Origin of the sequence: Streptomyces sp. NPDC094032, from assembly GCF_040303965.1 — a bacterium.
Lineage (GTDB): Bacteria > Actinomycetota > Actinomycetes > Streptomycetales > Streptomycetaceae > Streptomyces.
In genome coordinates this window covers 223,571-248,300 of sequence record NZ_JBEOUE010000001.1, presented here as the reverse complement: position 1 = coordinate 248,300, position 24,730 = coordinate 223,571, and the positions used below count along the sequence as shown (strand labels likewise).

15 protein-coding genes are annotated in these 24,730 nt (G+C 74.6%); all 15 read right to left on the bottom strand.

Features of this window, described 5'->3' with window-relative positions:
* Positions 1 to 160: 160 nt before the first annotated feature.
* Positions 161 to 1,615, bottom strand: coding sequence for a carboxylesterase/lipase family protein (locus ABTZ54_RS00890; protein WP_351655156.1), 1,455 nt, complete (start codon positions 1,613 to 1,615; stop codon positions 161 to 163).
* Positions 1,612 to 2,661, bottom strand: coding sequence for an alpha/beta fold hydrolase (locus tag ABTZ54_RS00885; RefSeq protein WP_351655150.1), 1,050 nt, complete (start codon positions 2,659 to 2,661; stop codon positions 1,612 to 1,614). Before ABTZ54_RS00885 ends, ABTZ54_RS00890 begins: the two co-directional genes overlap by 4 nt.
* 9 nt (positions 2,662 to 2,670) lie before the next feature.
* A complete protein-coding gene (locus ABTZ54_RS00880) occupies positions 2,671 to 3,990 on the bottom strand; it encodes an esterase/lipase family protein (RefSeq protein ID WP_351655142.1) in 1,320 nt (439 codons plus the stop codon).
* A 206-nt stretch (positions 3,991 to 4,196) separates the two neighbouring features.
* Positions 4,197 to 4,871 carry a LamG domain-containing protein gene (locus ABTZ54_RS00875; protein WP_351655135.1) on the bottom strand — a complete coding sequence of 225 codons (675 nt, stop codon included), beginning with the start codon at positions 4,869 to 4,871 and terminating at the stop codon, positions 4,197 to 4,199.
* 331 nt (positions 4,872 to 5,202) lie between these two features.
* Positions 5,203 to 5,955, bottom strand: a complete 753-nt coding sequence (locus ABTZ54_RS00870) for a hypothetical protein (protein WP_351655129.1) — start codon at positions 5,953 to 5,955, stop codon at positions 5,203 to 5,205.
* A 17-nt stretch (positions 5,956 to 5,972) separates the two neighbouring features.
* Positions 5,973 to 7,967, bottom strand: a complete 1,995-nt coding sequence (locus ABTZ54_RS00865) for a CASTOR/POLLUX-related putative ion channel (RefSeq protein ID WP_351655124.1) — start codon at positions 7,965 to 7,967, stop codon at positions 5,973 to 5,975.
* Positions 7,968 to 8,502: 535 nt separating this feature from the next.
* Positions 8,503 to 9,231 (bottom strand): 4'-phosphopantetheinyl transferase family protein, encoded by a 729-nt coding sequence (locus ABTZ54_RS00860; RefSeq protein WP_351656378.1) that lies wholly within the window; start codon positions 9,229 to 9,231, stop codon positions 8,503 to 8,505.
* Between the two features lie 784 nt (positions 9,232 to 10,015).
* On the bottom strand, positions 10,016 to 11,305 hold the full coding sequence (locus ABTZ54_RS00855) for an MFS transporter (protein WP_351655118.1): 1,290 nt from the start codon (positions 11,303 to 11,305) through the stop codon (positions 10,016 to 10,018).
* A gap of 653 nt (positions 11,306 to 11,958) precedes the next feature.
* Positions 11,959 to 12,246, bottom strand: coding sequence for a hypothetical protein (locus ABTZ54_RS00850; RefSeq protein WP_351655112.1), 288 nt, complete (start codon positions 12,244 to 12,246; stop codon positions 11,959 to 11,961).
* Positions 12,240 to 13,637, bottom strand: a complete 1,398-nt coding sequence (locus ABTZ54_RS00845; RefSeq protein ID WP_351655106.1) for a glutamate synthase-related protein — start codon at positions 13,635 to 13,637, stop codon at positions 12,240 to 12,242. Before ABTZ54_RS00845 ends, ABTZ54_RS00850 begins: the two co-directional genes overlap by 7 nt.
* Entirely contained in the window at positions 13,634 to 14,647 is a 1,014-nt protein-coding gene (locus ABTZ54_RS00840) for an asparagine synthetase A (protein WP_502997164.1), read from the bottom strand. The genes ABTZ54_RS00845 and ABTZ54_RS00840 overlap by 4 nt, the downstream gene beginning before the upstream one ends.
* Positions 14,648 to 14,864: 217 nt before the next feature.
* The gene (locus tag ABTZ54_RS00835) at positions 14,865 to 16,286 is read right to left on the bottom strand and encodes a methylaspartate mutase (RefSeq protein WP_351655097.1); all 1,422 of its coding nucleotides are present in this window, start codon (positions 16,284 to 16,286) and stop codon (positions 14,865 to 14,867) included.
* Positions 16,283 to 16,693, bottom strand: a complete 411-nt coding sequence (locus ABTZ54_RS00830; RefSeq protein ID WP_351655091.1) for a cobalamin B12-binding domain-containing protein — start codon at positions 16,691 to 16,693, stop codon at positions 16,283 to 16,285. Before ABTZ54_RS00830 ends, ABTZ54_RS00835 begins: the two co-directional genes overlap by 4 nt.
* 154 nt (positions 16,694 to 16,847) lie before the next feature.
* The gene (locus tag ABTZ54_RS00825) at positions 16,848 to 17,063 is read right to left on the bottom strand and encodes an MbtH family protein (protein WP_351655086.1); all 216 of its coding nucleotides are present in this window, start codon (positions 17,061 to 17,063) and stop codon (positions 16,848 to 16,850) included.
* The gene (locus ABTZ54_RS00820) at positions 17,060 to 24,391 is read right to left on the bottom strand and encodes a non-ribosomal peptide synthetase (protein WP_351655080.1); all 7,332 of its coding nucleotides are present in this window, start codon (positions 24,389 to 24,391) and stop codon (positions 17,060 to 17,062) included. The genes ABTZ54_RS00825 and ABTZ54_RS00820 overlap by 4 nt, the downstream gene beginning before the upstream one ends.
* Positions 24,392 to 24,730: the final 339 nt, after the last annotated feature.

Here is a 24,730-nt window from a genome sequence, read left to right as displayed (position 1 = left end):
TGAGAACCGCTGGGAGGGAGCGTGCCCCGACGTCTTTGTCATACCAACACACTCGCCACCGAATTCACTTGATTCGGCGAGCGCGCGCACATTGTGTGCCACCTTGTGGCGCGACGGCGCGAGAACGGCGTACGGCCGCTCACTAAGGGGCGCACTTCTGTCAGCGCACTCCTTCCCACAGGGCCCGTTCGCGGGCGCGCGGGTCGCTGACCTGGGCGGGTCCCGGTGCCGTGAACTCCATGGTCGTACGAGTCGCGGGATCGTACGACTCCCAGCCGGGGTCACCCGTCTTCGCGAAGGAGATCCACGCCCCGTGCATGACGTCCGCGAGCTCCTGAGGCGGCCGGGCGCCGAGCACGGGGGCGTAGGCCGGGTCGTGGAGGCGGTCGAAGACGAAGGGGAGTTCGAGCGCGTGGCAGGCGCCGAGCGCCCCGTCGAACCGGGGGGAGCGCCAGGAGAACTCGTACAGGTACGAGCCCGGGACGGCCTCGGCCAGACGGACGGCGGGGATGCGGTAGAACCAGTCGGTGGCCACGGCTTCGAGGAGTTCGCCCGGCGTGGCGCCGGGCCGGGCGGCCTCGTAGACCGGCAGGGCCTCGGCCGGGTCGAGGCCGTAGGCCGAGGTCAGGGCGTCGAGGGTGGCAGGCGGCACGGCGTCGAGGCGCCGGGTCGGCACGAGGAAGAGGCGGTACTCCTCCCGGTTGCTGCCGATGAGCAGGTCGATCCCGCAGTCGGGCCCGGGCAGCGCCAGGCCGGGCCTGACCGGCTCGAACGGCATCATGTTGAGCGCGGCCTCGCCCCAGAGCGCCGGGTCCGGGCGGGCGTTCACCTCGCCGCGCAACTCCGCCTGAGCGGGCAGGAGTTCGGCGAGCGGGACGGCGGCGAAGGCCTCCGGGGTCGGCTCGATGCCCAGCTTCTCGGCCAGCCGGGCGGTGATCAGTCCGGCCGAGGCCGGGCGCAGGAAGTGGTGGCAGGCGCCGGACTGGAGGATGGCCCGGCGGAACAGCCCGCGGGCCGCCGGTTCGGTCAGGAGCACGCCGATGCTCATGGCGCCCGCCGACTCGCCGAAGACGGTCACGCGCTCCGGGTCGCCGCCGAAGGCGTCGATGTTGTCCTGGATCCAGCGCAGGGCGGCGATCTGGTCGAGCAGCCCGCGGTTGTCGGGGCGCCCGGGCAGGCGGAGGAAGCCGTCGCTGCCCAGCCGGTAGTTGAGGGTGACGCAGACGACGCCGTCACGGGCGAAGGCGCCGCCGTCGTACGCGGACACCGAGCCCGCTCCGTTGGTGAACGCCCCGCCGTGCAGCCACACCATCACCGGCAGCCCGGCGCCGCGCTCGGGCGCCGGCGTCCAGATGTTGAGGCGGAGGCAGTCCTCCCCCGCCGTGATGTCGTCCGGGATCAGGGCGTCGAAGGGCGGAGCGTAGGGGGCGTGCGGCGGGGTGGGGCCGTACGCCGTGGCGTCCCGCACGCCGGTCCAGGGCTCGGGCGGGGCCGGCGCCCGGAACCGCAGGTCGCCGAAGGGCGGGGCGGCGTAGGGGACGCCGAGGAAGGAGGTCACCCCGTCGGGCAGGGCGCGGCCGCGGACCGCGCCCTGCCGGGTGGTGCGGACCGTCATGCCGTCAGGACCTCGGCCAGCGCCGCGCCGAACTCCTCGGGACGTTCGAGGTGCACGGAGTGTCCGGCACCGGCGACCGCGACCTCCCGCACCTTCCCGCCCGCCGCCGCGTACCGGTCCAGGACGTACCGGGTCTGCGCCAGCATCGGCTGCGCCGGGGTCCCGTCCCAGCCCGGTACGGCGCCGATCGCGCCGAGGTGCGCCAGGTCGAACATCGAGGCGTCGGCGACGATGACGTCGTCCTCACCGCGTATCCAGAGGATCGGCGGCTTGTCGTCGATCAGGTGCAGGTCGTCGACCCGGAAGTGGGTCGGGGCCAGGCAGTTGAGCACCCCCCTGGTGCCGGGCGCGATGCCGGGCCAGGCTTCGGACGGCGTGGAGTCGCCCGGGTAGTGGTCGTCGCCGGTACGGGTGGTGAGCATCGCCTCGACGTAGGCGTCCTCGTGCTCGGGGCGCAGCGGCGGCTTGACGTAGCAGGTGGCGAGGACGGAGCGCGGGGAGAGCGGGGAGTCCTCGCCCCGGTCGCCCTCGGCGAGCAGGCGCACGAACTCCGGGTTGGCGGTGCCGCCGCCCGATCCGGCGCCGTCGGCGGAGTTGAGGGTGCCCTCCACGCCGCTGGTGCCGCCGAAACCGTACGGCGAGACGGGGTTGACCAGGGACAGGGAGCGGACGGCGGCCGGGTGGTCGCGCAGGAACTGCATGACCACACCGCCGCCCATGGACCAGCCGACCAGGTGCGCCCGTTCGACGCCGAGCGCCTCCAGGAGCGCGGCGAGGTCGTCGGAGTAGTCCCGTACGCCCCGGGTGGCGTCCACGGGCAGCGGGTCGGTGCCGCCGAAGCCGCGCAGGTCCACGGCGATGGGACGGTAGCGGTCCGGCAGCGTGGTCATGGTGGTGTGCCAGAACGCGGAGGTGGAGACGTTGCCGTGGACGAAGAGGACGACCTCTCCGTCGATATCGCCCCCGACCTCCTCCGGCTCATGGATCTCGGTGATCTGCTGGGTGAGCCGGGTGGTGGCGACGCGGCGGGTGTGGAGCGTGTTCATGTCGGTCCTTCAGGACAGCCAGGTGGCGATCTGGGCGGCGGCCGAGCTGTTCCAGCCCAGCTCGAGGTGGTTGGCGGTCAGGACGGTGGCCTTGCCGCCGACCGTGGGGATGCCGGTGGTGTCGAGCGCGCTGGCGGTGAAGACGACGCCGTCGCTGGGGCCGCGGTTCTCGTTGAAGATGCCGACGATGTCGTTGGAGCCGCCGGCCAGCAGGTACGTGGTGACGGAGGCGGGTACGCCGGCGTTGTGCAGCGGCGCGATGAGCGACCCGGCGTCGATGGCGGCCTGGATGCCGCTGCCCGCGGTGTAGTAGCCCTGGCCGCCGTAGTAGGTCGTGTACCAGTCCTGGGCGGCGCCGTCGACTCCGTACACCCCGTCCCAGCGGGCCAGCATCTGCCGCTGGCCGGGGTAGTTGTCCTGGCCGCCGGAGGGCGTGAACGAGAACTCCGGGTGGGCGGTGTACAGGCCGTAGCAGGTCATGTGGGAGTGCGGGGAGGGGGCGTTGATCTTGCCGCCGCACTCGGGCCAGATGGAGAAGTCGTGGGCCCAGCCGTGGGCGTAGGGGTAGTCGTAGCCGCCGTTCGGGCCGCCGACGGTGACGAGCCGGCGTACGTCACCGGCGTACGCCCGTCCCCAGCTCGGCTTCACGGACGACACGTACGCGCGGGTCGACATCTCGCCCTTGCTCCAGCCGACCAGGTCCACCTGGGAGACGCCCAGCCGGGCCTTGATGAGGGCGATGGCGTCGCCGACGACCTGCGCCTGCATCAGGTTGTCGCCCTGCTTGTGCGCGAAGCCGACGGCGAAGACCCGGTGGCCGCGCGAGGACAGGTACTGCATGAGGCCGGTGGACGGGCAGCTGACGGCGCCGCAGCCGTAGCCGCCGGACTCGCCGGGGTTGGCCCAGGCGCGGTCCGCGGAGTCGTTCGCGCCGTGCACGAGGAGGACGGGCGTGGTGCGGCTGCCGGTGTCCCAGCCGGGGGCGGAGTAGAGCAGGAACTTGCCCGAGGAGGGCCGGCCGACACCGCCGAAGTACGTGACCCGCACGCCGTCCTGGTCGCCCCGGCCGTCCGTCGGGAAGCCCTCGGTGCGGAATCCGGTGGTCGTGTCGGCGTACCGCTCGACCTTGCTCCAGCCGTTGGTGACGGTCCCGGCGCCGTAGCTCGCTTCGAGGGTGAGATAGGAGGGCGGTGCGGCGGCGGCACCCACCGCCTGTCCGCTGGCTGTGGCGGGCGGCACCACGAGCGCCGCCGTGACAACCCCCGCGACCGCCATGATCCGGGCGGCCCGCGCCCGCCAGCCCTGCCCCCGGCTCCGTCTTCCGGCCATGTCCCGGCCTCTTCCCCAGTCGTGCGCCCTCAGCGCGTCCGCCCGATGCCGTCCCGGCACCGGGTGTGCACACGCTAGGCGGGCGGGGCGACGACCGGGCATGTCGCCGCCCCACACAAAGGAGGCCGCGCGGATGGCGGCCTCCTCCACACCGTCCTATCCGTCCTATCCGTCCTATCCATCCCATCCGTCCACTGCGGGAGGGCTCACCACCCCGTCCGGAACACCCGCAGGTCGCGCACCTCGAAGGACATCTCGGTCGTGGCGGCGTCGGGCGCGGGGTGGTAGCGCCCCGCGCACACGGACAGATTGACGATCAGATAGGCGTGCCAGCCGCGCCCGACCCCCCGCCCGTCGTCGAAGACCTCGTCCCCGTCGAGCGACCAGGTCACCGACCGCGCCCCGAACGTCACGCTCAGCGCGATCCAGCCGCCGGGGCGCACGGACGGGGAGCGGTGGTAGCGGTTGCTGGAGCGGACGTGGTTGGTGAGCTCCAGGAGGTCGGGGTTGTCCGGGTGGTACTCGAAGACATCCACCTCCTGCCCACCATCCCGCCAGGTCCAGATGGCAGGCCAGGCCCCCACCTCCTCCGGCAGCCGCACCCGCGCCTCCAACGTGTCCCCCGTCCGCACCTCGAACCCGTCCCGACTGCCCTCGGTGGTCAGCAGCCCGCTGTCCCAGAGCCCGTCACGCCGACGCGTGGCCCGGAAGAGACCGGTCCGGCTGTACGCCGGGTCCTCGACGAGGTGGTCCAGCTTGTTGTCACCGGGGTTGACGGGCCCTCCATTGGGATAGGCCCAACTACGACCCGCGACCCACTGATCCGACGAACCGAAGTCCGCGGTGAAGACCGGCTCTCCGGCCGACGGCAGGGTGGACATGGGCGCTCCTCACGTCTGGGGGGCTGCTGGCTGTGTCTGCCGCTGTTGTGCCCGGCGCGGGCGAGGGGACGCGGAATCTCCTGTTCCTGTCAGGAACTCGCCATGGTGGTGCCGGGGGGGCACGCGCACGCGGTCCAGGGCGGGCGGGAGCGGGCTCGCGGTGGGCTTCGCGGCGGAGGCGGGACGGCCGGGGCGCGCCCCGTACGACGACGGCAGGTCACGCCCCTGAACGCCGGTCCGCACCCGATGGCGGAATCCCGTTGACCACCTGCCGGTGATCCCGCCATCGGCCGCACCGACCGTTGCCGGCCTCGCCGCCGAGGCCGCGTGGTCATCGGTCGGAACTGCTGAGGGCACCAGGTGCGCGGCCTGCGAGCCAGACGGCGACCCGCGTCTGCAACTCCTTGTCGGCGCGGGGATAGTCCCAATTTGCGTACCATTCCAGGTACTGCAGGATGTTCTCCGAGCGGGCCGGGTGGGCCACGGCGACCACGTCGACACCGACCTCGCCCGTCGAGCAGCTGATGTACACGCTGCTGTCGAGCGCCATCATGCCGAAGCCCGGGTGGCCCGCACGTATGCCGAGGAACGCGGATGCCGCACCCCGACCCATGATGTCCCAGCGGTCCAGGAGCCGGACCCGGGCCCAGACCTCCGGTGCGGTGCGGCGGCCATGGGGCTGGCTACGCTTCTGCAGTACGGCTTGGTGCGTGTGGGTGCCGTGAGGAAGCAAGACGAGGAACTCGCGCCGGTGGTCGAGAAGCCCCGAGGAGACCGCCAGGTCGTACCAGTCCTCGTTGAGACGCTCGACGAGACGTGGGGTTTCGTACCGGTGGGAGAAGCCGCCGACGATGTCCTCGCGACCGTATCCGAAGACGAACGGCATCGTGCCGTCCGGCACGGCGTCCGGGATCACCTCAAGGCCGGCCCGCCGCAGCGGCCGGTACATCTTTCGTTCACGCTCCTGGATACCCACCGGCCACTGTTCTACCAGGGCCACCGCGCCCCCAAGAATCCTCCGGCCCGGCGCTTCCTTGTGCTCCTCCCGACCTCCCGGATCAGACCGGCACAGGACCAGCCACATGATCGGCCGGACAGACCCTAGACGGAGGGCCGAGGCCGGGGAGGGATCCGCTGGAGGGCGTCGGTGGAGGTGACGACGATCAGGGCATCCTCGTGCGACCAGCGGCGTGTCCCGTTCTTCGGCGGGTTGAGGAGCGGGATCCGGGAGCCGCCGGGGCGGTACCCGAGTGCGGTGGCGCCCTGAAGGCCGGCGGCCTCGACGAGCGTGGCGAAGGGCGCCTCGGTCCCGTGCGGCACGTAGTCGGTGGCGGGACGCAGACGGACCCCGTTACCCACCGGGGCGAAGAGCTCATCGAAGGCCGCCGCGAGCTCGGCGGTCTGCGAAACCTGAGCCATGAGCAGCCCGACGAGCCGCCCACCGACGACGAGCTCCGTGTGCGGGCCGACCGGGGCGAGGGGACGGTGGTGGGCGTCGGTCAGCTCGGCGACGGTGGGGATCCGGCGCCCGGACTCGCGTTCGGCGGCGCGGAGTTGGAGGAGGGTGACGAGCGTGTATTCGTCGGGGTCGGCGTGGGCTTCGGGGCCGCTTAGGACTAGGACGTGGTGGGTGGGGGTGGGGGCGGGAGCCTGGGCGGCGGCCTGGGCTGACGCCGGGGCCGGGGCCGGGGAGGGTGTCGAGGCCGGCTCTCGGGTGGGTTTCAGGGTGGGGTTCGGGGTGGGGTTCGGGGTGGGGAGGGGGTGTTCTTGGGTTGTGTGCCAGCCGTTGTGGGTTAGGGCCTCGGTGATTTCTTGGCCTCGGCGGTTCCAGCCGAGGATGAGGACGTGGCGGGGTGGCGCTGGGTGGGGGGTGACTGCGGGATTTGTGGCTGGGGGTGTCGGGGGTGGGGTCGTGGTCCAGGTTGGTGGGGTGTCGTCCTCGGACAGGACTACGACGGCGTCGCCGGGGCTCAGGGTGGTCCTCGGTGGTGGGTTCAGGAGCGGCGAGCCGTCCGGGCGTACGAGTCCCACCACGCACGCGTCCACGCATGCCGCCCGTAGTTCGGTGAACGTCCGGCCGACGAGCCCGGGGACGCGGTGGACGTGCAGTTCGGCGCCCGCGAAGTCGAGGAGGTCCTCCAGGACCAGCGACAGGCCGGGTTCCAAGACGCACTGGACCAGGATCCGGGCCGCGATGCCGTCGACGTCGAACACGACCGCGCCCGGGCCCGCGGCGAGCCGGGCGGTTGCCACGTGCCGGGTCTGCCGGACCGCCGCCACGACCCGTACCCGGCGCGCCTCCCCGACCACGGCCCGCAGCGCGAGCAGCGTCTTCACCACCTGGGTGTCGGCCTCCGGGGTGTCCGGCGGCAGCACCACGACCGCCCCCGCGGCGGCCGGGCTGACGCGGGCCAGGGCCGCCGGGTCGGCGGGGCGGCCCCGGCGGCAGAGCAGCCGGACGCGTCGCACCCCGGCGGCGGTGGCCACCGCCCGTAACTCCCGTTCCATGTCCAGTTTGTCGCGGTCGGCGAGGACGACGACCGCGCCCTGCCGCCGCTGGGCGTGCGCGGCGAGCAGCTCGGCGACGAGCGTCGGCGTCTGCTCGGACCACCCGAGGACCAAGGAGTGGCCGCGCTCAACGACCGTCGACTGGCCGCGCTGGAGCTCGGTGAGCCGGTCGGTCATCGCGGTGTTGACGAGGCCGACGAGGGTGGAGACGTAGAGCAGGGAGACCAGGGCCAGCAGGACGGAGAGGGCGATCCGCAGCGGCGGGCCGACCTCGCCGCCGAGCCGCAGCGTCTGACCGATGGTCCGCCAGACCGTCTCCAGCTTGCCCTGGACGGTGTCGGGCGAGCGGCTGTCGGTCCACACGAGGAGGGCGCTCGCCGGCGCCACCACGGCCAGGGACACCAACGCCAGCCAGCCCGCGACCGCCGTCATGCCCTTCACAACGGTCCGGTCGATCCAGTACCGCGTCCGGTCCCGCAGGGGCGGCCCGAGCCGCCGCGGGGGCGGGCCGGAGCCCGCCCGGGGCGCGTCGGCCGCGGGGCGGCTCGTCCGTTGGGGCGGGACCGTGTATTCGCACTCCTCACGCACGTCAGCAGGGTGACGGCAGCGCCGGGGGGAAACGCCGTTGTCGGGTGCCGTTCATCCTTTCGGGCAGGCGGGCGGGAGTCAGGCGTTCGATGCGCGTGCGCCGCCGCGCTCCCCCTGGGCGGGGGGGCGGAGGCGCGGGCGGGCCGCTTGTGCGGGGCCGGGGCGGGGCTGCGGGCGGGCCGCCGAGGCCGGGCTGGGGCGGGTTTGCGGGCGGGCAGCCTGGCGTGGCGGGCCAGGCCCCGGGGCGACCCCGGCGGGTGGGCGGCGTCGCGCCTGCCGGCCCGGGCGGGGTGCGCAAGACCGCGCCTGCCGACCCCGCCATGGTCCGCAAGACCGCGTCAGCCGCGCCGGCCTCGGTGTGCAGGACCGCGCCTGTCGACCCCGCCATGGTCCGCAAGGCCTCGCCCGCCGACCGCGCCATAGTCCGCAAGACCGCGCCGGCCTCGGTGCGCAAGACCGCGTCTGCCGCCCCCCGCCGCGGTGCGCGAGGCCGCGCCTGTCTACCCGGCCTCGCCGTTGAGCGGCGCCGGGGGTGTCACGTGCGGACCGCCACCGCCGCCTGGTGGCCGGACGGCACGGCCACGTCCGCCAGGAGCCAGCCGGGCGGGGCGGTCGGGACGGGGCCCGAGCCGACGTACTCGGACGACGGGTCGGCGCCGAGCCCGACCCCGGTCCCCTTCAGGTACGCCTCCTTCCGCGTCCACACCCGGGCGAAGGCGGCGGGGCGCCGGTCCCTCGCGAGCGCCGCCAGTTCGGCGGACTCCGCCGGATGGAGCACCTCGGCGAGCTCGCCGACGAGGTGCGGGGCCGGGATCCGCTCGATGTCCACGCCCACCGGCGAGGTCGCCACGGCGATCAGGCTCATCCCCTCGCAGTGGGAGAGCGAGAAGTGCAGCCGCCCGTCCGGGAGCACCGGCCGCCCGTGCGGCTCGCCGCAGCAGGGGCAGGGCGCCCGCTCCACCGTGACGCCGCGCGGCGCGACGCCGAGGTGGGCGCCGAGCAGCCGGCGCAGGCCGACGTGCGCGCACAGGTACGTGGCACGGTCGCCCGGCCGCCGGAACTCCCCCGCCCTCGCCTGTTCCTCCGCGTCGAGGACAAGGGAGGCGTACCGGGCGGCGCTCTCCTCATGCACCTCGGTGGCGACCAGCCACAGCTGCGGGCGGGCCTCCTCCGGCCCGGGCGGCAGCGCGGGCACCGACGGCAGCGGCGGGAGCGGGGACGGTCGGAGGAGGACCGCACCGGGCCGGAGGTACGGCTCGGGCACCGGGACGCCCTGGTCGCCGGGTCGGGCGAACGGGGCGGACGGGACGGAGGAGTCGAGCGACGGGACAGTCAGGCCGATGGAGGGGTTGAGGAGGGCGGAAGAGGGGGTGGACAGGGCGGTGGAGCCGGTGAACGGAGTGGTGGAGGAGGCGGACCGAGCGGTGGAACCAATGGACAGGCCGGTGGAACGGGCGGACGGGGTGGGAGAGGGAACGGGTACGTCGGGCGGATTCGCGTAGAGGTCGGGCCCTGGGGCGTGCAGGGCGGGCTGGGGTGCGTACTCCGTGAGCTGGCGTGCGGACTCGGTGGGCAGCAGCGCGGACTCCGTGGACTGGGCCGCGTACCCGGTGGGCTGGGGCACGTACCCCGTGGACTGGAGTGAGGACTCGGTGGGCTGGGGCACGTACCCCGTGGACTGGGGTGCGGACTCCGTGGGCTGGGGCGCGCACTCCGCGAGCGGGCGTGCGGACTCCGTGAGCTCGGACACGGACCCCGTGAGCTCGGACACGGACCCCGTGAGCTCGGACACGGACCCCGTGGGCTCGGGCACGGACCCCGTGGGCTCGGGCACGGACCCCGTGGGCTGGGGTGCGGACTCCGTGGGCTGGGGTGCGGACTCCGTGAGGTGGGCCGCGTAGACAGTGGGCTGGCGCGCGTGCTCGGTGGGCTCGGGCGCGTACTCCCTGGGCTGGCGGGCGTACACGGCGGACTCGGGTGCGTACACGCCGCGCTCGGGTGCGTACGTGGTGGACGGGGGTGCGGGGGTCTGCGGGGTCATGTCTGCCTCACACGGACGTGGCGGTGGTCTCCGGTGCGGTACGGATGCGGTCCTCGGTGGGCCGTTCGGTGGTCTTCGCCGTCGTGCCCGCGCGCAGCGCGACGGCCGCCGCGATCGGGGACACCAGGGCCAGGCCGGCGCACATCAGCCAGGTGCCGGTCACCCCTAGGTGCAGCGAGACCGGGGTGAAGACGGCCAGCGAGAGCGGCGCCGCGCCGATCCCGGACAGAGCGAAGGTCGACATCGCCGCGCCCATCCGGCCCTCGGGCACCGCCTGCTGATAGGCCGTCACCAGCGCCGGGCCGTTGAGGCCCGAGAGCAGGCCGACGGCCGCGGCCGCCCCGGCCAGCAGTCCCGGCGACGGTACGAGGGCCATCGCGCCCATGCCGAGGGCCAGACCGGTGCCCGTCACCACCAGCTTGAGGTGGGTCGGGATGCGGTGGGCGAGCGCCGCGCCCAGCGCGGCCGACGCCAGCGCCCCCGCGCTGAACGCGGCGAGGACGAACGCGACCGCCCCCACCCCCCAGCCCTGGTCCGCGGCGCGCAGCGGCAGCGCGACCTCCGCCGGCCACAGGAACGCCAGGTCCATCGCGAAGCAGGCCACGAACATCCAGCGCAGCCGCGGGTGCACGGCGAGCAGGCGGAAACCGTCGCCCGAGCGGCGCAGCAGCGACGGGCCGCCCGGCGCGGCGGTCTCGGGCCGCTTCATGCCGTGCGTCACGTGCGCGGCGCAGCCGAGCCACAGGGCGCAGCCGACGGCGGCTGCCGTCATCGCGACGGGCAGTCCGCCGACCACCACGAGCCACGCTCCGAGCGGGGAGCCCGCGATGGGGGCCAGGCGCAGCACCATGGAGAAGAGGGAGTTGGCGCGGCCGAGGTGCTCCTGGGGTGCCAGGTGGGGCAGCAGGACGCCGGAGGCCGGTCCGGTGAGGCCGAGCAGGATGCCGTCGACGAGGGCGATGACGATCAGCGGCCACAGGGTGTGCGTGGTGGCGGTGACGACGACGCCCGCGGTGAGGACGACGACGCGGACGCTGGTGGCGCGCAGCAGGAGGGCGCGCGGGCCGAGGAGGTCGGTCAGGGCGCCGCCGAAGAGGAGCAGCAGCGCGCGGGGCAGGGTGGCGGCGAGGGTCACCGCGGTGACGGCGCCTCGGCCGCCGAGCTGGACGGCGGTCCAGCTCATGGCGATGAGGAGCGCGAAACTGCCCGCCTGGACGGCGGCCTGGCCGACGACGAGGCTGCTGATGCGGCGCCAGTCGACGGTGGGGGCGGGCGGATCGGCGAGGGACGTGGCCATGGTGTGGTGTCGGCTTTCTGTGGGCGGGGCGGGGTCGCCGCCACGGCGCTGGTCGGGTGCCGTCGTGACGGGTGGGCGGGGACGCCGCCGTGGTGGTAGGCGGGAGAGGTCGGCGTCTTGGGAGTGGGGCGGGGCAGGGGTACGGGGTGGGGGCGGATGCCAGTGGTCGAGGGCGCCGGGCGTGTGCTGTCGTGGCGGCTGGGCGGGGTCGCCGCCGTTTCCGTCGGGCGAGGGCCCCGGTCGTAACAGCCGGGCGGCTTCGCCGCCGTGGGAGTGAAGGCGGGCGGTCAGGTACGGGGTCGGGGGCGGAGGTGGAGGCGGATACCAGGGGTCCAGGGGCCTGGCGCGTGCTGTCGTGGCGGCTGGGCGGGATCGCCGCCGTATCCGTCGGGCGAGGGCCCCGGTCGTAACAGCCGGGCGGCTTCGCCATCGGGGGAGTGAAGGCGGGCGGTCAGGTACGGGGTCGGGGGCGGAGGTGAAGGCGGATACCAGGGGTCCAGGGGCCTGGCGCGTGCTGTCGTGGCGGCTAGGCGGGGTCGCCGCCGTGGGCAGCGGGGGCGGGATCGCCGCCGTGGGTAGCCGGGCGGCATCGCCGTCGCGTAACAGCCGAGCGGCCACGCCCTCGTAGCGGTTGGCCCGACTCAGGTGCGCGGTTACAAGTGAATGCCCGTGGTCGGCGGACTGCCGTGGAGAGTCGCGGCCACCGCCAGGGACACCGCTCGGTCCGTGGCCCTGAGGAGGGCTCGGGGGGCCAGGCCCCGGGGGGTGCGGAGTTCTACGTGGCCGCCCAGGTAGCCGCGGCCGGCCTCGCTGAGTGCGCGCTGCGCGGTGCGGCGGGCGGCGCCGTCGAGCCCGTACGGCAACGGGGCCGGGGCGCCTACGGTGATGCCCGGGGTCTCCCGTACCGAGAAACGCGCGTGCACGCGCGGCGGCCTCAGCACGGCACCGCTCCCTGGGCCGGGTCCCAGAGGTCGTCCGGGGCGAGGGCGGCGGGCGCGTACTTCCCAAGGGCGCTGATCAGCAGCCGCAGTTCGAGGGCGAGGGCCTCCACCAGACGCTCCAGGCCGTGCTCGGGGTCCTCGTCCACGGCCACGAGAGCGGCGCGGCCGAGGCCGACGGCGCTCGCCCCTAGGGCGAGGGTGCGGACGGCCCTGCCGCCCTCCCACATCCCGCCCGTGGCCAGCAGGCAGCCCTCGGGACGCCCGATCCGGCGCAGGCACTCGGCCAGCGGCAGTCCGACCTGGTCCAGGAAGACCCCCGGCGCCCAGCCCGTGCCGCCCTCGGCGCCGTCGACGGTCACCGCGTCGGCTCCGGCGGCCCACGCCGTACGGGCGGCCGGCCCGATGTCCCGGCCCGGGTGGAACTTCACCCAGGTACGAGCCTTGGGGAAGTTGTTGCGCATGAAGCGGAGCTGCTGGCGGAGGATCTCCTCGGTGAACGTCCCCGGGGTCGCGCAGCGGAGCCGCTGCGGGGCGTCCTCTCCGAAGACCTCCCGGACCGTGAAGCGGCGGGCCAGCTGCTCCGCCTCGGCGCGGCCGACGACGGTCATGCCGCCGAGGCCGGGCTTCGCCCCCTGACCCGTCTTCAGCTCGAACGCGAGCCGGCCGCTCTCCAGGAGGGGACGGAACGCGGGGTCACTGTAGAGGAGGTTCCACACCTCGGAGTCTGCGTCCTCCGTGGACTGCTGGACCACGATCCCGCCGACCCCGTCCGGCACGGCCTCCAGATACGCCTCGACCCTGGCGCGCAGGGCGGAACGGGTCGCCTCCCCGGCCTTGCGGTAGCCGTGGACGGGGACCATGTTCTCGCCGATCACCATGGGGATGCCCAGGCGGGCCGCCTGCCGGCTCGCGTGGACCGCGAGGTCCCCGCTGCCCGCCCTGGTCGAACCGAAGGCGGACAGGTAGAGGGGCAGCCTGGCCGTGAAGCCCCCGACACGGGCGGTCAGATCGACGTCGCCGAACTCCGGCTCCCGGGCGAGGTCGATGAGCTTCTCCAGGCGCTCCGGCATGAAGACGGGCGGGACGATCCTCGTACGGTCCAGGGCGTCACCGGCGTGGGCGGTGGCAGCCGGGCCGAAGAGGCGGGCGCCGTAGCCGGCCGGGTCCGGGAACACGGCCGCGGATCCGGTCCTGGCCCGAGCCCGTACCTGCTCCTCGGGGAAGCCGGGGGCGGAGAGCCCGGACGGGGTGGAAGGGGCGGACGGGGTGGTGTACGTCGGCGGGGTGGGCGCGGCGTGCGGGGCCGGGGCCGTGAGCAGGAGGGACGAGGTGAAGTCGTCCATCGGCTCAACAGGCGGGGCGGCCAGGGCGGCGGGGATCGTCGTCGTCACGGGGTCACCACCCCGGGCAGCTTCGGGTAGGCGCTGACCTGCCAGAGGGCGTCGAAGCCGGTGAGGAAGCGGACGAGCCGCTGGAGGCCCATGCCGAAACCGGCGCTGGACGGGATGCCCTCGCGCGCCTCCTTCAGGTACCAGGCGTACTTGGCCGGGTTCTCCCCGCTCTCCCGCATCCGGGTCACGAGGGTCGCGTAGTCGGCCTCGCGCTCGCTGCCGGAGACCAGCTCGCCGTAGCCGTGCGGGGCGATCAGGTCGAAGTTGCGGAGCACGCCGGGGCGTTCGGGGTCCTCGCGGTCGTAGAAGCCGCGCGAGCCCTTGGGGTAGTCGTCCACGAAGAACGGGCGGTCGCTCTCCAGCGAGAGGATGCGCTCGCCGGCCCAGTCGATCTCGCCGTCGGGGTTCTGCGGGTGGCCGAGGGACTGGAGCCGGGTGACGGCCTCGTCGTGCGTGCGCACGTCGTACTTCCCGGCGCGGATGTCCGCGAAGTCGGCCTCCATGCGGCCGAGTCCGGTGAGGATCTCGGGGATCGTGGTCCACACGTGCTCGGTGACGTGGGTGAGGAGTCCGGCCGCGATCTCCTGGGCCTCCTCGCGGCCCGCGTCCGCGATCTCGACGTCGATCTGGTGGAACTCGACCAGGTGCCGGCCGGTGGTGGCGGTCTCCTCGGGCTCCACGCGGACGTTGGGGGCGATGTAGAAGAGCCGGGGGAAGCCGCGCAGGGAGGCCTGCTTGTAGAGGATGGCGCTGGTCATGAGCTTGTACGGGTGCCCGTAGTAGTCGACGTCCAGGGCCTTGGCGCCACGGCCGCCCGGGTCGGTCACGGGCCCGACGAGCGGCGGCAGCAGCTCGGTGAAGCCCTGGCCCCGCAGGTAGTCCCGGGCGCCCTGAAGGGCCTCCTGCTGAACGAGCATGGCGGCCCGCAGCTCGGGCGAACGCAGGTGCTCGCCGAGCGGGGGCGGGGTCGCGGGGGCGGGGGCGGCGGACACGGGGGCGGGCTGTTCCATGGCGGGGCTCCTGGTCACGGTCACGGTCACGGTCTGGGGCTGGGGCTGGGGCTGGTTCACGGTCTGGGACCCGTTCACGATCTGGGGCTGGGGCTGGTTCACGGTCTGGGACCCGTTCACGATCTGGGTCTGGGGCTGGTTCACGGTCTGGGACCCGTTCACGATCTGGGTCTGGGGCTGGTTCACGGTCTCGGTCTCGTACGGGAAAGGCGGGCGTTCAGACGGTCAGCGGGGTCGCCGCCGGGCGTCCCGGACCGTCGCGGTGCTGGGCGAGGGCGCGGTGGTCGGCCGGGGTGTGGTGGTCCGCCGCGTCGTGGCCGTCGAGCGGGCCACGGCGGTCCGCGAAGGCACCCTGGCCCTCCGGGTCCTGGTGCTCGCCCAGGCCCCCGTCGTACCGGTCCGCCACATGCTGGAGCGCCGCGAGCAAGCCGCTCGACGTCAGCGGGCTCTCGTCGGCCCCCCTCTCGGGGCGCAGCGGCATCGCACCCGTGCGGGCCCAACGGAGGCGGCCCGTGGGGTCGATGAAGCCCAGGGAGTCGCCGGCGTTGTCGGGGTGGAGGCAGAAGGGGACGTCGAGGAGGCCGCGGGCGAAGGCGGTGGGGAGGGCGCGGGCCAGGTCGGGGTGGAGGGTGAGGGCGGTCTCGATCAGAGTGCGGGCTTCCTGGTAGATCTCGCTGTCCTCGGGGGCGGTGTCCGGGGCGGGGGCGCCCGCGAGCGCGGCCGCGGCGGCCGCGGTCTCCAGGGCGCGGACGTTCTCGTCGACCGTGGGGATCCGGTGGGCCTCGGCGGCGGTCTTGACGATGAGGCGACCGGCTCCGGAGCGGACGGCGAGGCGGGCGGACGCCTCCAGGAGCCGCAGGGCCCCGCTCTCGGTACGGGGGTAGACGCCCATGTACGTGTAGAGGACCACGTGGTGCTCGACGCCCGCCGGGAGGAACTCGGCGGCCAGCCGGTGCAGGGCCCGCAGCGCCTCCTCGTCCTGGGCGGCGTCGGTCTGCTGGGCGTAACTGAGGGAGACGCTGCGCAGCCCGTGCTGGGCGAAGAAGACGCACTCCAGGACGCTCATGGCGACGAGCAGGCCGGGCGGGCAGAGCTGGCCGAGGAGGCAGCCGCCGAAGCTCTCCAGGTGCGGGGTGCCCGCGCTGCCCTCGGCGAGGAGTTCGCAGGCGCGCACCCACGCGGCGACGGACTCCCGCAGCGGGGTGCGGCCGTAGGGCAGGCAGTACGAGACGGGGCCGCCCTCGGTAGCGTCGAGGCCGGCGGCGGTGAGGGCGCGGATGATGTGTTCGGGACGGGCCGAGCCGTGCCGTACCTGGACGGGGAAGTCCGGGCCGCGCAGCCCGGCGAGGACGGCGCGGGTGGTGTCCGGGGAGTGCGCGGCGATGGGGTAGCCGTTGAGGCGGGTGCCGTCGGCGACGGCGGCACGGGCGGCGTCGAGGGCGCCGACGCGGGTGTAGCTGTCGACGGTGAGGGTGCCGACGGTGTGGGCGGTGGCCGCGCGGGTGCGGGCGAGGCCGGTCCGCATGAGGTCGGCGTCGCCGAAGCCCATGCGGGGCTGGACGACGAGCCGGCCGGCGGCGGAGGCGGCGGCGACGAAGGCCCCGAAGCCCGGGTCGGAGGGGCGGTTGGCGGCGGTCACGCCAGGACCTCCCTGCGGGCTCCCGCGGCGAGGAAGGCGCGCAGGGCGTCGAGGTCGTCGCCGAGGACGGCGTCGCAGCCGGCGTCCAGGAGCCGGCGGACCTCCTCGTCCTGGCGCCGTCCGACGACGCCCAGCTTGCCGCCGAGCACGACGGGCAGTGCGGCGAGGGCGGGTTCGGCGCGGAGCGCGCGGACGGCGTCCAGGCCGTCGCGGTAGCCGTGCCCGTTGACGCTGCTGAGCACCACCGCGTCGGGGGCGTGCCGCAGGCAGGCGTCGGCGAGCAGGCCGGCGTCGACGCAGGGGCCGAGGCCGACGACCTCGTGGCCGTGCTCCTCCAGGAAGAGGCGGAGGTACACGAGATTCCACGTATGGGAATCCGAGGCGGTTCCGCTCAAGAGAATCTTCATGCCTGAAGAATAATTTCGCGACGGTTCCGGAAGGGGAAGTCCGAGCGGCAGCAACGACCGGCACTTTCGTTTCCGGAATTACACGGGAAAAGGCGCCGCGCCCCGCTGTGGATGCGGGGCGCGGCGCCTTCGGGGGCGAGCTCTTCCGGGACGGTCAGGCGTACTGCGCGACGAGGCTGCGCGGGCGGATGTCGGTCCAGTTCACCGTGATGAACTCCAGGGCCTCGCCCCGCTCACCGGGGCCCCAGACGCTGGTCCAGCCGGCCGGTACGGCGGCGAAGGACGGCCACAGGGAGTGCTGGCCCTCGTCGTTGACGACGACGTGGAAGGTGCCCTCGGCGTTGTCGAACGGGTTGACGGAATCGCTCATGACTGGGTCCTCATTTCCTTCTTCTGGAGTGCGGAGAGCTTCTCCGCGAGAATGCTTCCGATGTGTGCGAGAGGTTCCGGTTCGGCCATCTGGAGATGTCCGCATTCGATGGTGTGGTTCTCGATGATTCCCTCGGTGAAGGGAATCCAGGTGGCGGCCAATGCGCCTTCCGGCTCGGCCGGCCTGCGGGCGGTGAAGAACAGGAGGTCGGTGTCGGCGACGCCGGGGACGTGCCGGGCCATGAGTCCGGCGTGGGTCTCGGAGGCGCGGAGCACGGCGCGGAGCTCGGAGGCGGTGAACCCGGCGAGGACGGGGTCCTCGCGCCGGATCCGCTCCATCGCCTCGGCGAGGTCGGCGGGCGGCTCGGCGGCGGCGCGCTCCTCGGGCGGCAGTACGGAGACGCTGCCGGGTCCGGTCTGGTGGACGTCCATGAGGGCGAGGAGTTCGACCTCCTCCCCCGCCTCCCGGAGCCGTACGGCGACGGTGTGGGCGACGAGTCCGCCGAAGGACCAGCCGAGCAGCCGGTAGGGGCCCCAGGGCTGGACGTGGCGGATCCGCTCCAGGTAGGCGTCGGCCATCTCCTCGACGCCGGCGGGCCGGTGGCCGGGGTCGCTGAGGGAGCGGGCCTGGAGGGCGTACAGCGGCTGCTCGTCGCCGAGGTGCTTGGCGAGGCCCGCGTACGCCCAGCCGACTCCGGTGCCGGGGTGGACGCAGAAGAGCGGGCGGCGGGTGCCCCGGGTGCTGAGCGGGAGCAGCACCCCCAGGGCGGAGGTGTCGCCGCCGTCCGTGCCGGAGTCCTCGTGCGAGCCGAGCAGCCCGGCGGGGGTGGGCGAGCGGAACAGGTCGCGGACCGTGCGCTCGACGCCGAGGACACCGCGCATCCGGTTGACCAGGCGGACGCCGAGGAGGGAGTGCCCGCCGAGGGTGAAGAAGTTGTCGTCGATGCCGACTTCGGGGACGTCGAGGATCTCGGCGTACAGCGCGCAGAGGACCTCTTCGCGGGCGTTGCGCGGGGCGCGGCCGCCGGGGTCGGCGGCGGGGCGGTGCGGGGCGGGCAGGGCGGCCCGGTCGGGCTTGCCGTTGACGGTGAGCGGCAGCGCGTCGAGGACGACGACCGCGGACGGCACCAGGTGTTCGGGGAGCAGGGCGCGGGCCTCGGCGAGGAGTTCGGCCTCGGTGACGGAGTCGCCGGCGCGGGGGACCGCGTATCCGACGAGGCTCTTGTCGCCGGGCCGGTCCTCGCGGACGACGGCGAGGGCCTGGCCGACCGCCGGGTGGGCGGCGAGCACCCGCTCGACCTCGCCGGGCTCGATGCGCACGCCCCGGAGCTTGATCTGCCCGTCGGCCCGTCCGAGGAAGCGGAGTTCGCCGGCGGGGGTCCACAGCACGCGGTCGCCGGTGCGGTACATGCGGCTGCCGTCGCCCTCGAAGGGGTCCGGGACGAACCGTTCGGCGGTGAGGCCGGCGCGGCCGACGTAGCCCCGTGCGACGTGTCCGCCCGCGACGTACAGCTCGCCGGGGACGCCGGGCGGGACGGGGCGCAGGCGCTCGTCGAGGACGTGGCTGCGGGTGTTGTCCATGGGCCGCCCGAGGTGGAGTCCGGCGCCGTGCAGGACGCGCCCGTCGCCGGGCTTCGTGGTGAACCACTGGTTGTGGGAGGCGAAGGTGGTCTCGGTGGGGCCGTAGGAGTGCACGAGGACAGTGTCGGGGCAGTGGGTGAGGACGCGCTGGACGGCGGCCGGAGAGGCCACGTCGCCGCCGGTCCACACCTCGCGCAGCAGGCCGAGGGTGTCGAGTCCCTCGTCGGCCATGACGTGGAAGAGGCCGACGGTGAAGTACGCGGTGGTGACGCCGTGTCGGCGGACGGCGCGGGCGGTCTCGTCGAGGTCGGTGCCGTCACCGCTCAGCAGGACGAGGCTGCCGCCGCCGAGAAGCGGGGCCCAGATCTCGAAGACGGAGGCGTCGAAGCCGGTCGCGGAGTGGACGAGCATGCGGCGGTCCGGGCCGAGGGAGAGGTCGCGGTCGGCGGCGAGCTCGACGACGTTCCGGTGGGTGACACCGACGCCCTTGGGCCGGCCGGTGGAGCCGGAGGTGAACATCACGTACATGAGGTCGGCCTCGGTGGCCACGGTGGACTGGGAGTGCGTGGCCCGCGCCGGAGCAGCCCCCTCCGGCGCGTCTACGCGCAGCACCGGCGTGCCGTCCGGCGGGGTGTGGTCGCCGTCCGTGGCGACGAGGCAGGCCCCGGCGTCCTCCAGCATCAGCCGGATCCGCGCCTCGGGCAGCCGGGGGTCGAGCGGCAGGTAGGCGGCGCCCGCCTTGAGGGCGGCTAGGGCGGTCACGATCAGCGGGACACCCCGGCCGAGCAGGACGCCGACGGTGTCGCCGCGCCGGACCCCGGCGGCGCGCAGCCGGGCTGCGAGCGCGTCGGCGCGGGCGTCGAGACCGGCGTACGTGAGGGTCTCGTCGTCGGTGAGGAGGGCGGGCGCGTCGGGGGTGCGGGCGGCGCGGCGGGCGATCAGCCCGTGGACGGTGCCGCGTTCGGGCAGGACGGTGGCGGTGTCGTTGTAGTCGGCGACGAGCCGGAAGCGGTCGGCGTCGGTGAGCAGGGGCAGTTCCCCGATCCGTACGCCGGGGTCCGCGGCGGCGGCGCGCAGGGTGCGCTCCAGGTGGGCGGCGAGGAGGGCGGCCGTGTCGGCGTCGAACAGGTCGGTGGCGTACTCCAGTCCGCCCGCGAGACCGGCGGGCCGGCCGTCGGCGTCGCGCCGCTCGCCGAGGGCGAAGGTGAGGTCGAACTTGGTGGTGACGGTGGTGAGGAGTCCGGGCCCGTCCTCGCGGAAGAGACGCGCGGCGGTGTCCGCGCCGGGGACGCCCCGGGTGTAGTCGTGGTGGAGCTGCACGACGATCTGCGCGAGCGGGTGATGGGCGGTGGTGCGGACCGGGTTGAGGTCCTCGACCACCCGGTCGAAGGGGAGTTCCTGGTGGGCGTAGGCGGCCAGGTCGGTGCGCCGGACGCGGTCGAGCAGTTCGGTGAAGGCCGGGTCGCCGGAGGTGTCGGTGCGCAGCACGAGGGTGTTGACGAAGAAGCCGACGAGTCCGCCGAGGAGTTCGTCGTCGCGGCCGGCGGTCATGGTGGCGAGCGGCAGGTCGGTGCCCGCGCCGTGCCGGGTGAGGACGGCGGCGAGGGCGGCCTGGAGGACCATGAAGAGTGTGGCCCCGTTGTCGCGGGCGATCTTCTCCAGCGCCTCGTGGGTGGCGGCGTCCACGGTGACGGCGGCCCGGTCGCCGCGGTGGCTCGCCTCGGCGGGCCGGGGGCGGGCGGCGGGCAGTTCGAGGGCGGCGGGGGCTCCGGCGAGGGCGGTACGCCAGTGGTCGCGGTGGGCGTCGGCCCCGGGCCCTTCGAGGAGTTCGCGCTGCCAGAGGGTGTAGTCGGCGTACTGGACGGGCAGCGGCTCCCAGCCGGGGGCACGGCCCTCGGCCCGCGCCCGGTAGGCGGTGGCGAGGTCGGCGAGGAGCGGGCCGGTGGACCAGCCGTCGGCGGCGATGTGGTGGACGAGGAGGACGAGGACCTGGGAGGGGGCGGGGGCGGCGGCCGCGTCGGCGCCGGCGCGGGCCGTGGCGGTGTCGCCGGCGGCGTCGGATCCGGCCACGGCGCTGGCGGCGGCGCCTGCACCGGCATGGTCGGTGTCGCCACCGGCTACGTCGGCGCGGGCCGTAGCGCTATCGCCAAAGGCGGAACCGGCCTCGGCCCCGGCCCCGGCACTGAGGAGCGTGGCCCGCAGCGGAATCTCCTCCGCGAGGTCGAAGACATGCCCCGCGGCCTCGGCGACGGCGTCCGCGAGCCCGGCGGCGGGGACGGTGTGGTGGTCGAGGGTGGGGCGGATGCCGGTCAGGATCTCCTGGTGGGGTTCGCCGTCGACGGAGCGGTAGACGGTGCGGAGCACCTCGTGCCGGTCCGACACGTCGGCCAGGGCGGCGGCCAGCGCGGCGGGGTCGAGGGGCTCGGCGGGGTGCAGGACGAGGGGGATGTTGTAGGAGGCGCTGGGGCCTTCGAGGGTGTCGATGAACCAGAGCCTGCGCTGCGCGTACGAGAGGGGGACGCGGTCGGGCCGTTCCGCGCGCGGGACGGGCCGGGGCCGGGCGGTGCCGTCACCGGCGGCCGCGGCGTCGGCCGTGGCGGCGTCGGCGATGCGACGGGCGAGGGCGTCGGGGGTGGGGGCGAGGAGCAGGTCGCGGACCTGGATGTCGACACCGAGGCGGGCGCGGACGCGGTTGGCGAGGCGGACGCCGCTCATGGAGTGCCCGCCGATGGTGAAGAAGCCTTCGTGCGGCCCGACCTGGTCGAGCCCGAGGACCTCGGCGAACATCGCGCACAGGGTGGCGACGAGCTCGGCGTCCGCGTCCGCGCCGGTCCCTGCGGACGTCTCGGCGGGCGACTCGGCGACGGCGGCGGCGCGGGCGCGGCGCTCGTCGAGGGCGCGGCGGTCGTCGGCCGGGACGAGGACCTCGTCCCGTACCGCCGTACCGGGGTCGGCGGCGACGGTGCGCAGGGCGCGTTCGAGGGCGGTGAGGAGGAGCCGGGGCACCTGCTCGTCGGCGAAGACGTCCTTCGCGTACTCCAGGCCGAGGCGGAGTCCGGCGGGGGCGCCCTCGGCGTCGCGGGTGTCGACGCAGGCGGCGGTGAGGTCGAACTTGGTGGTGGCGGGCCCGTCCCCCTCGGCGAACCGGCCGGTCACCGGACCGAACGGGAAGGCGCCCTGGTCGGGTCCGGTGGCGTTCAGCGTCAGCATCACCTGGAAGAGGGGGTGGACGCCCGGGTGCCGGGGCGGGTTGAGGTGTTCGACGAGCAGGTCGAAGGGGATCCGCTGGTGGGCGAAGGCGCCCAGGTCGGCGTCGCGGACGCGGTCGAGGAGGGTGGTGAAGGCGGGGTCGCCCGAGGTGTCGGTGGGCAGCACGAGGGTGTTGACGAAGAAGCCGACGAGCTCGTCGAGGGCCTCGTCGTCCCGGCCGGCGACGGGGGTGCCGAGGGCGACGGATTCGCCCGCGCCGGTGGCCCGCAGGGCCAGTCCCAGGGCGGCCTGGAGGACCATGAGGAGGCTGGCGTCGTGCTGTTCGGCGAGGTGGACGAGGCGCGCGTGGACGTCCGCGTCGAGGGCGGTCTCCAGCAGGGCGCCCGCGTGGTCGCGGGCGGCGGGCCGGGGCCGGTCGAGCGGCAGTGCGGTGACGGCGGGCTGTCCGGCGAGGGCGGTACGCCAGTGGGCGAGGCCCTGGGCGAGGACGGAGTCCGGGTCGTCGGCGTCGCCGAGGACGTCGTGCTGCCAGAGGGTGTAGTCGGCGTACTGGACGGGCAGCGGCTCCCACTCGGGGGCGCGGCCCTCGGCGCGGGCCGTGTAGGCGCGGGCGAGGTCGGTCATCAGCGGGTTGAGGGACCAGCCGTCCCCGGCCACGTGGTGGAGCAGCACCGCGAGGGTGGCCCCGGCGGCCTCGCCCTCCGGGAGGAACAGGGCGACGCGCAGCGGCAGTTCGCGGGAGAGGTCGAAGGTCTCGGCGGTGAACCGGGCGACCAGCGCGGGGAGTTCGGCGGCCGGGGCGTCGACCGTGCGGAGCCGGACGGCGGCCGGGGCGAGGATGTGCTGGTACGGCTCGTCCTCGGGGGCGAGGAAGACGGTACGGAGCACCTCGTGGCGTTCGACGAGGTCGGCGACGGCGGCGGCGAGCGCGGCGCGGTCGGGGGCCGTGTCCAGGTGCAGCACGATCGGCATGTTGTAGGCGCCGGAGGGGCCGTCGAGCTGGTCGAGCAGCCACAGGCGCCGCTGGGCGTGCGAGAGCGGGATCCGGTCCTCGGCGGGCAGCGGCTCCTCGTGGACGACGGGCAGCCGGGGGTCGGTGGTCCGCAGCGCCTTGCGGTTGATCTTGCCGGAGCTGGTGCGGGGCAGGGCGACGACGACGGAGACGGTGGGGACGGCGGCGGCGGGCATCCGGTCGCGTACGTGGGTGCGCAGCTCCTCGGCGCCGGTGCCGCCGTCGGTGACGACGAAGGCGACGAGCCGCTTGACGCCGTCGGTGTCCTGCTGGGCGACGACGGCGGCCTCGCGGACGGCGGGGTGTGCGGCGAGGACGGAGTCGACGGCGGCGGGGTCGATGCGCTGGCCGCCGATCTTCACCTCGTCGTCGAGGCGCCCGTGGTAGAGGATCTGCCGGTCCTCGCCGAGGGTGACGAGGTCGCCGGTGCGGTAGGCGCGTTCGCCGTCGAGCTCGGTGAAGCGGCGGGCGTTGAGCTCGGGCCGGTGCAGATAGCCGCGGGTGAGGCCGCCGCCGAGGAGCCACAGCTCGCCGCCGACGATCGCGGCGCGCACGCCGGGCAGCGGGCGCCCGATCGGCACCGGCCGCCCGTCCTCGTGCCGGGTGAGGTCGGCGACGGTGGCGACGACGGTCGTCTCGGTCGGACCGTACGCGTTGAGCAGCCGTACGGAGTCGCCGACGAGCCCGCGCCACTGGGCGATCCGCTCGGGCAGGGCGGCCTCGCCGTAGATGATGACGGTCTGCAGGCACTCCGGGAGGCGGACGGAGCCGGTGGTGAGGACGTAGACCAGCTCGTGCCAGTACGCGGCGGGCAGGTCGAGGAGGGTGACGCCGTGCCGGGCGCAGCCGGCGAGCAGTTCGGCGACGTCGAGCATGTCGTCGGTGCGCAGGACGAGGGTGCCGCCCGCGCCGAGGGTCGCGAAGACCTCCTGGACGCTGGCGTCGAAGTGCAGCGGGCTGAACTGGAGGACGACCGAGTCGGCGTCGATGCCGTACGCGGGGATCGCGGCGGCGATGAAGTGGGCGAGGGAGTCGTGGGCGACGACGACGCCGTTGGGGACGCCGGTGGAGCCGGACGTGTAGATGACGTAGGCGGCGCCCGCGTCGGTGCCGGGTCCGCCGAGGACCACCTCGCCGTGGCGGGCCACCTCGGACGGGGCGGGTGCGGCGGTGCCGCAGGCGTCGTTGAGGATGGCCTCGTTGCGGGCGTCGGGCGCCTGGACGTCGAGCGGCAGGTAGGCGGCGCCGGTGGCGAGGACGGCGAGCAGTCCGACGATCGCGTCGATCCCGCGCGGCCGGTGCAGGGCGACGAGCCGGCCGGGACCGGCCCCGTCGGCCGCGAGCAGGGCGGCCCGCTCGCGGACGGCGGCGCCGAGCCCGGCGTACGTCAACCGCGCGTCGGCGTGGACGAGGGCGACCGCGTCGGGGCGGGTGCGCTCCTGCCGGGCGATCAGGTCGAGCACGGGCGGGGCGGGGGCGGGAGAGGGTCCGCCGTCGAGCAGGTCTTCCGTTCTGCTGGGCGCCATGCTGGCTTCCTCCGGTGACTGGGGCGAGAGACCGGGGCGAACGGTTCCTCTCGCCTCCGTGCCGTCCACGCTAGGCGCGCACGGGTCGCCCCCGGGGCAGTAGACGCGGCAGCTCCGAGCGGCAGAAACGCCGCCCGGAGCTGCCGGTGCGCGGGAATCCTACGGGTGGCGGATCCCTGTGTCGCCGGGCGTTGTGGGCCCGGGCGGGAAGGTGGCCGGATGGGGCCGGGGGGGGAAACGGGCTGGTGGGGCCGAGTTGGGGGGCTGGTGGGGCCTGGGGGCCTGATGGGCCCGGGGCAGTGGCTTGGCAGCCGGGCTGCATGGACAGCGGGCCTCGTG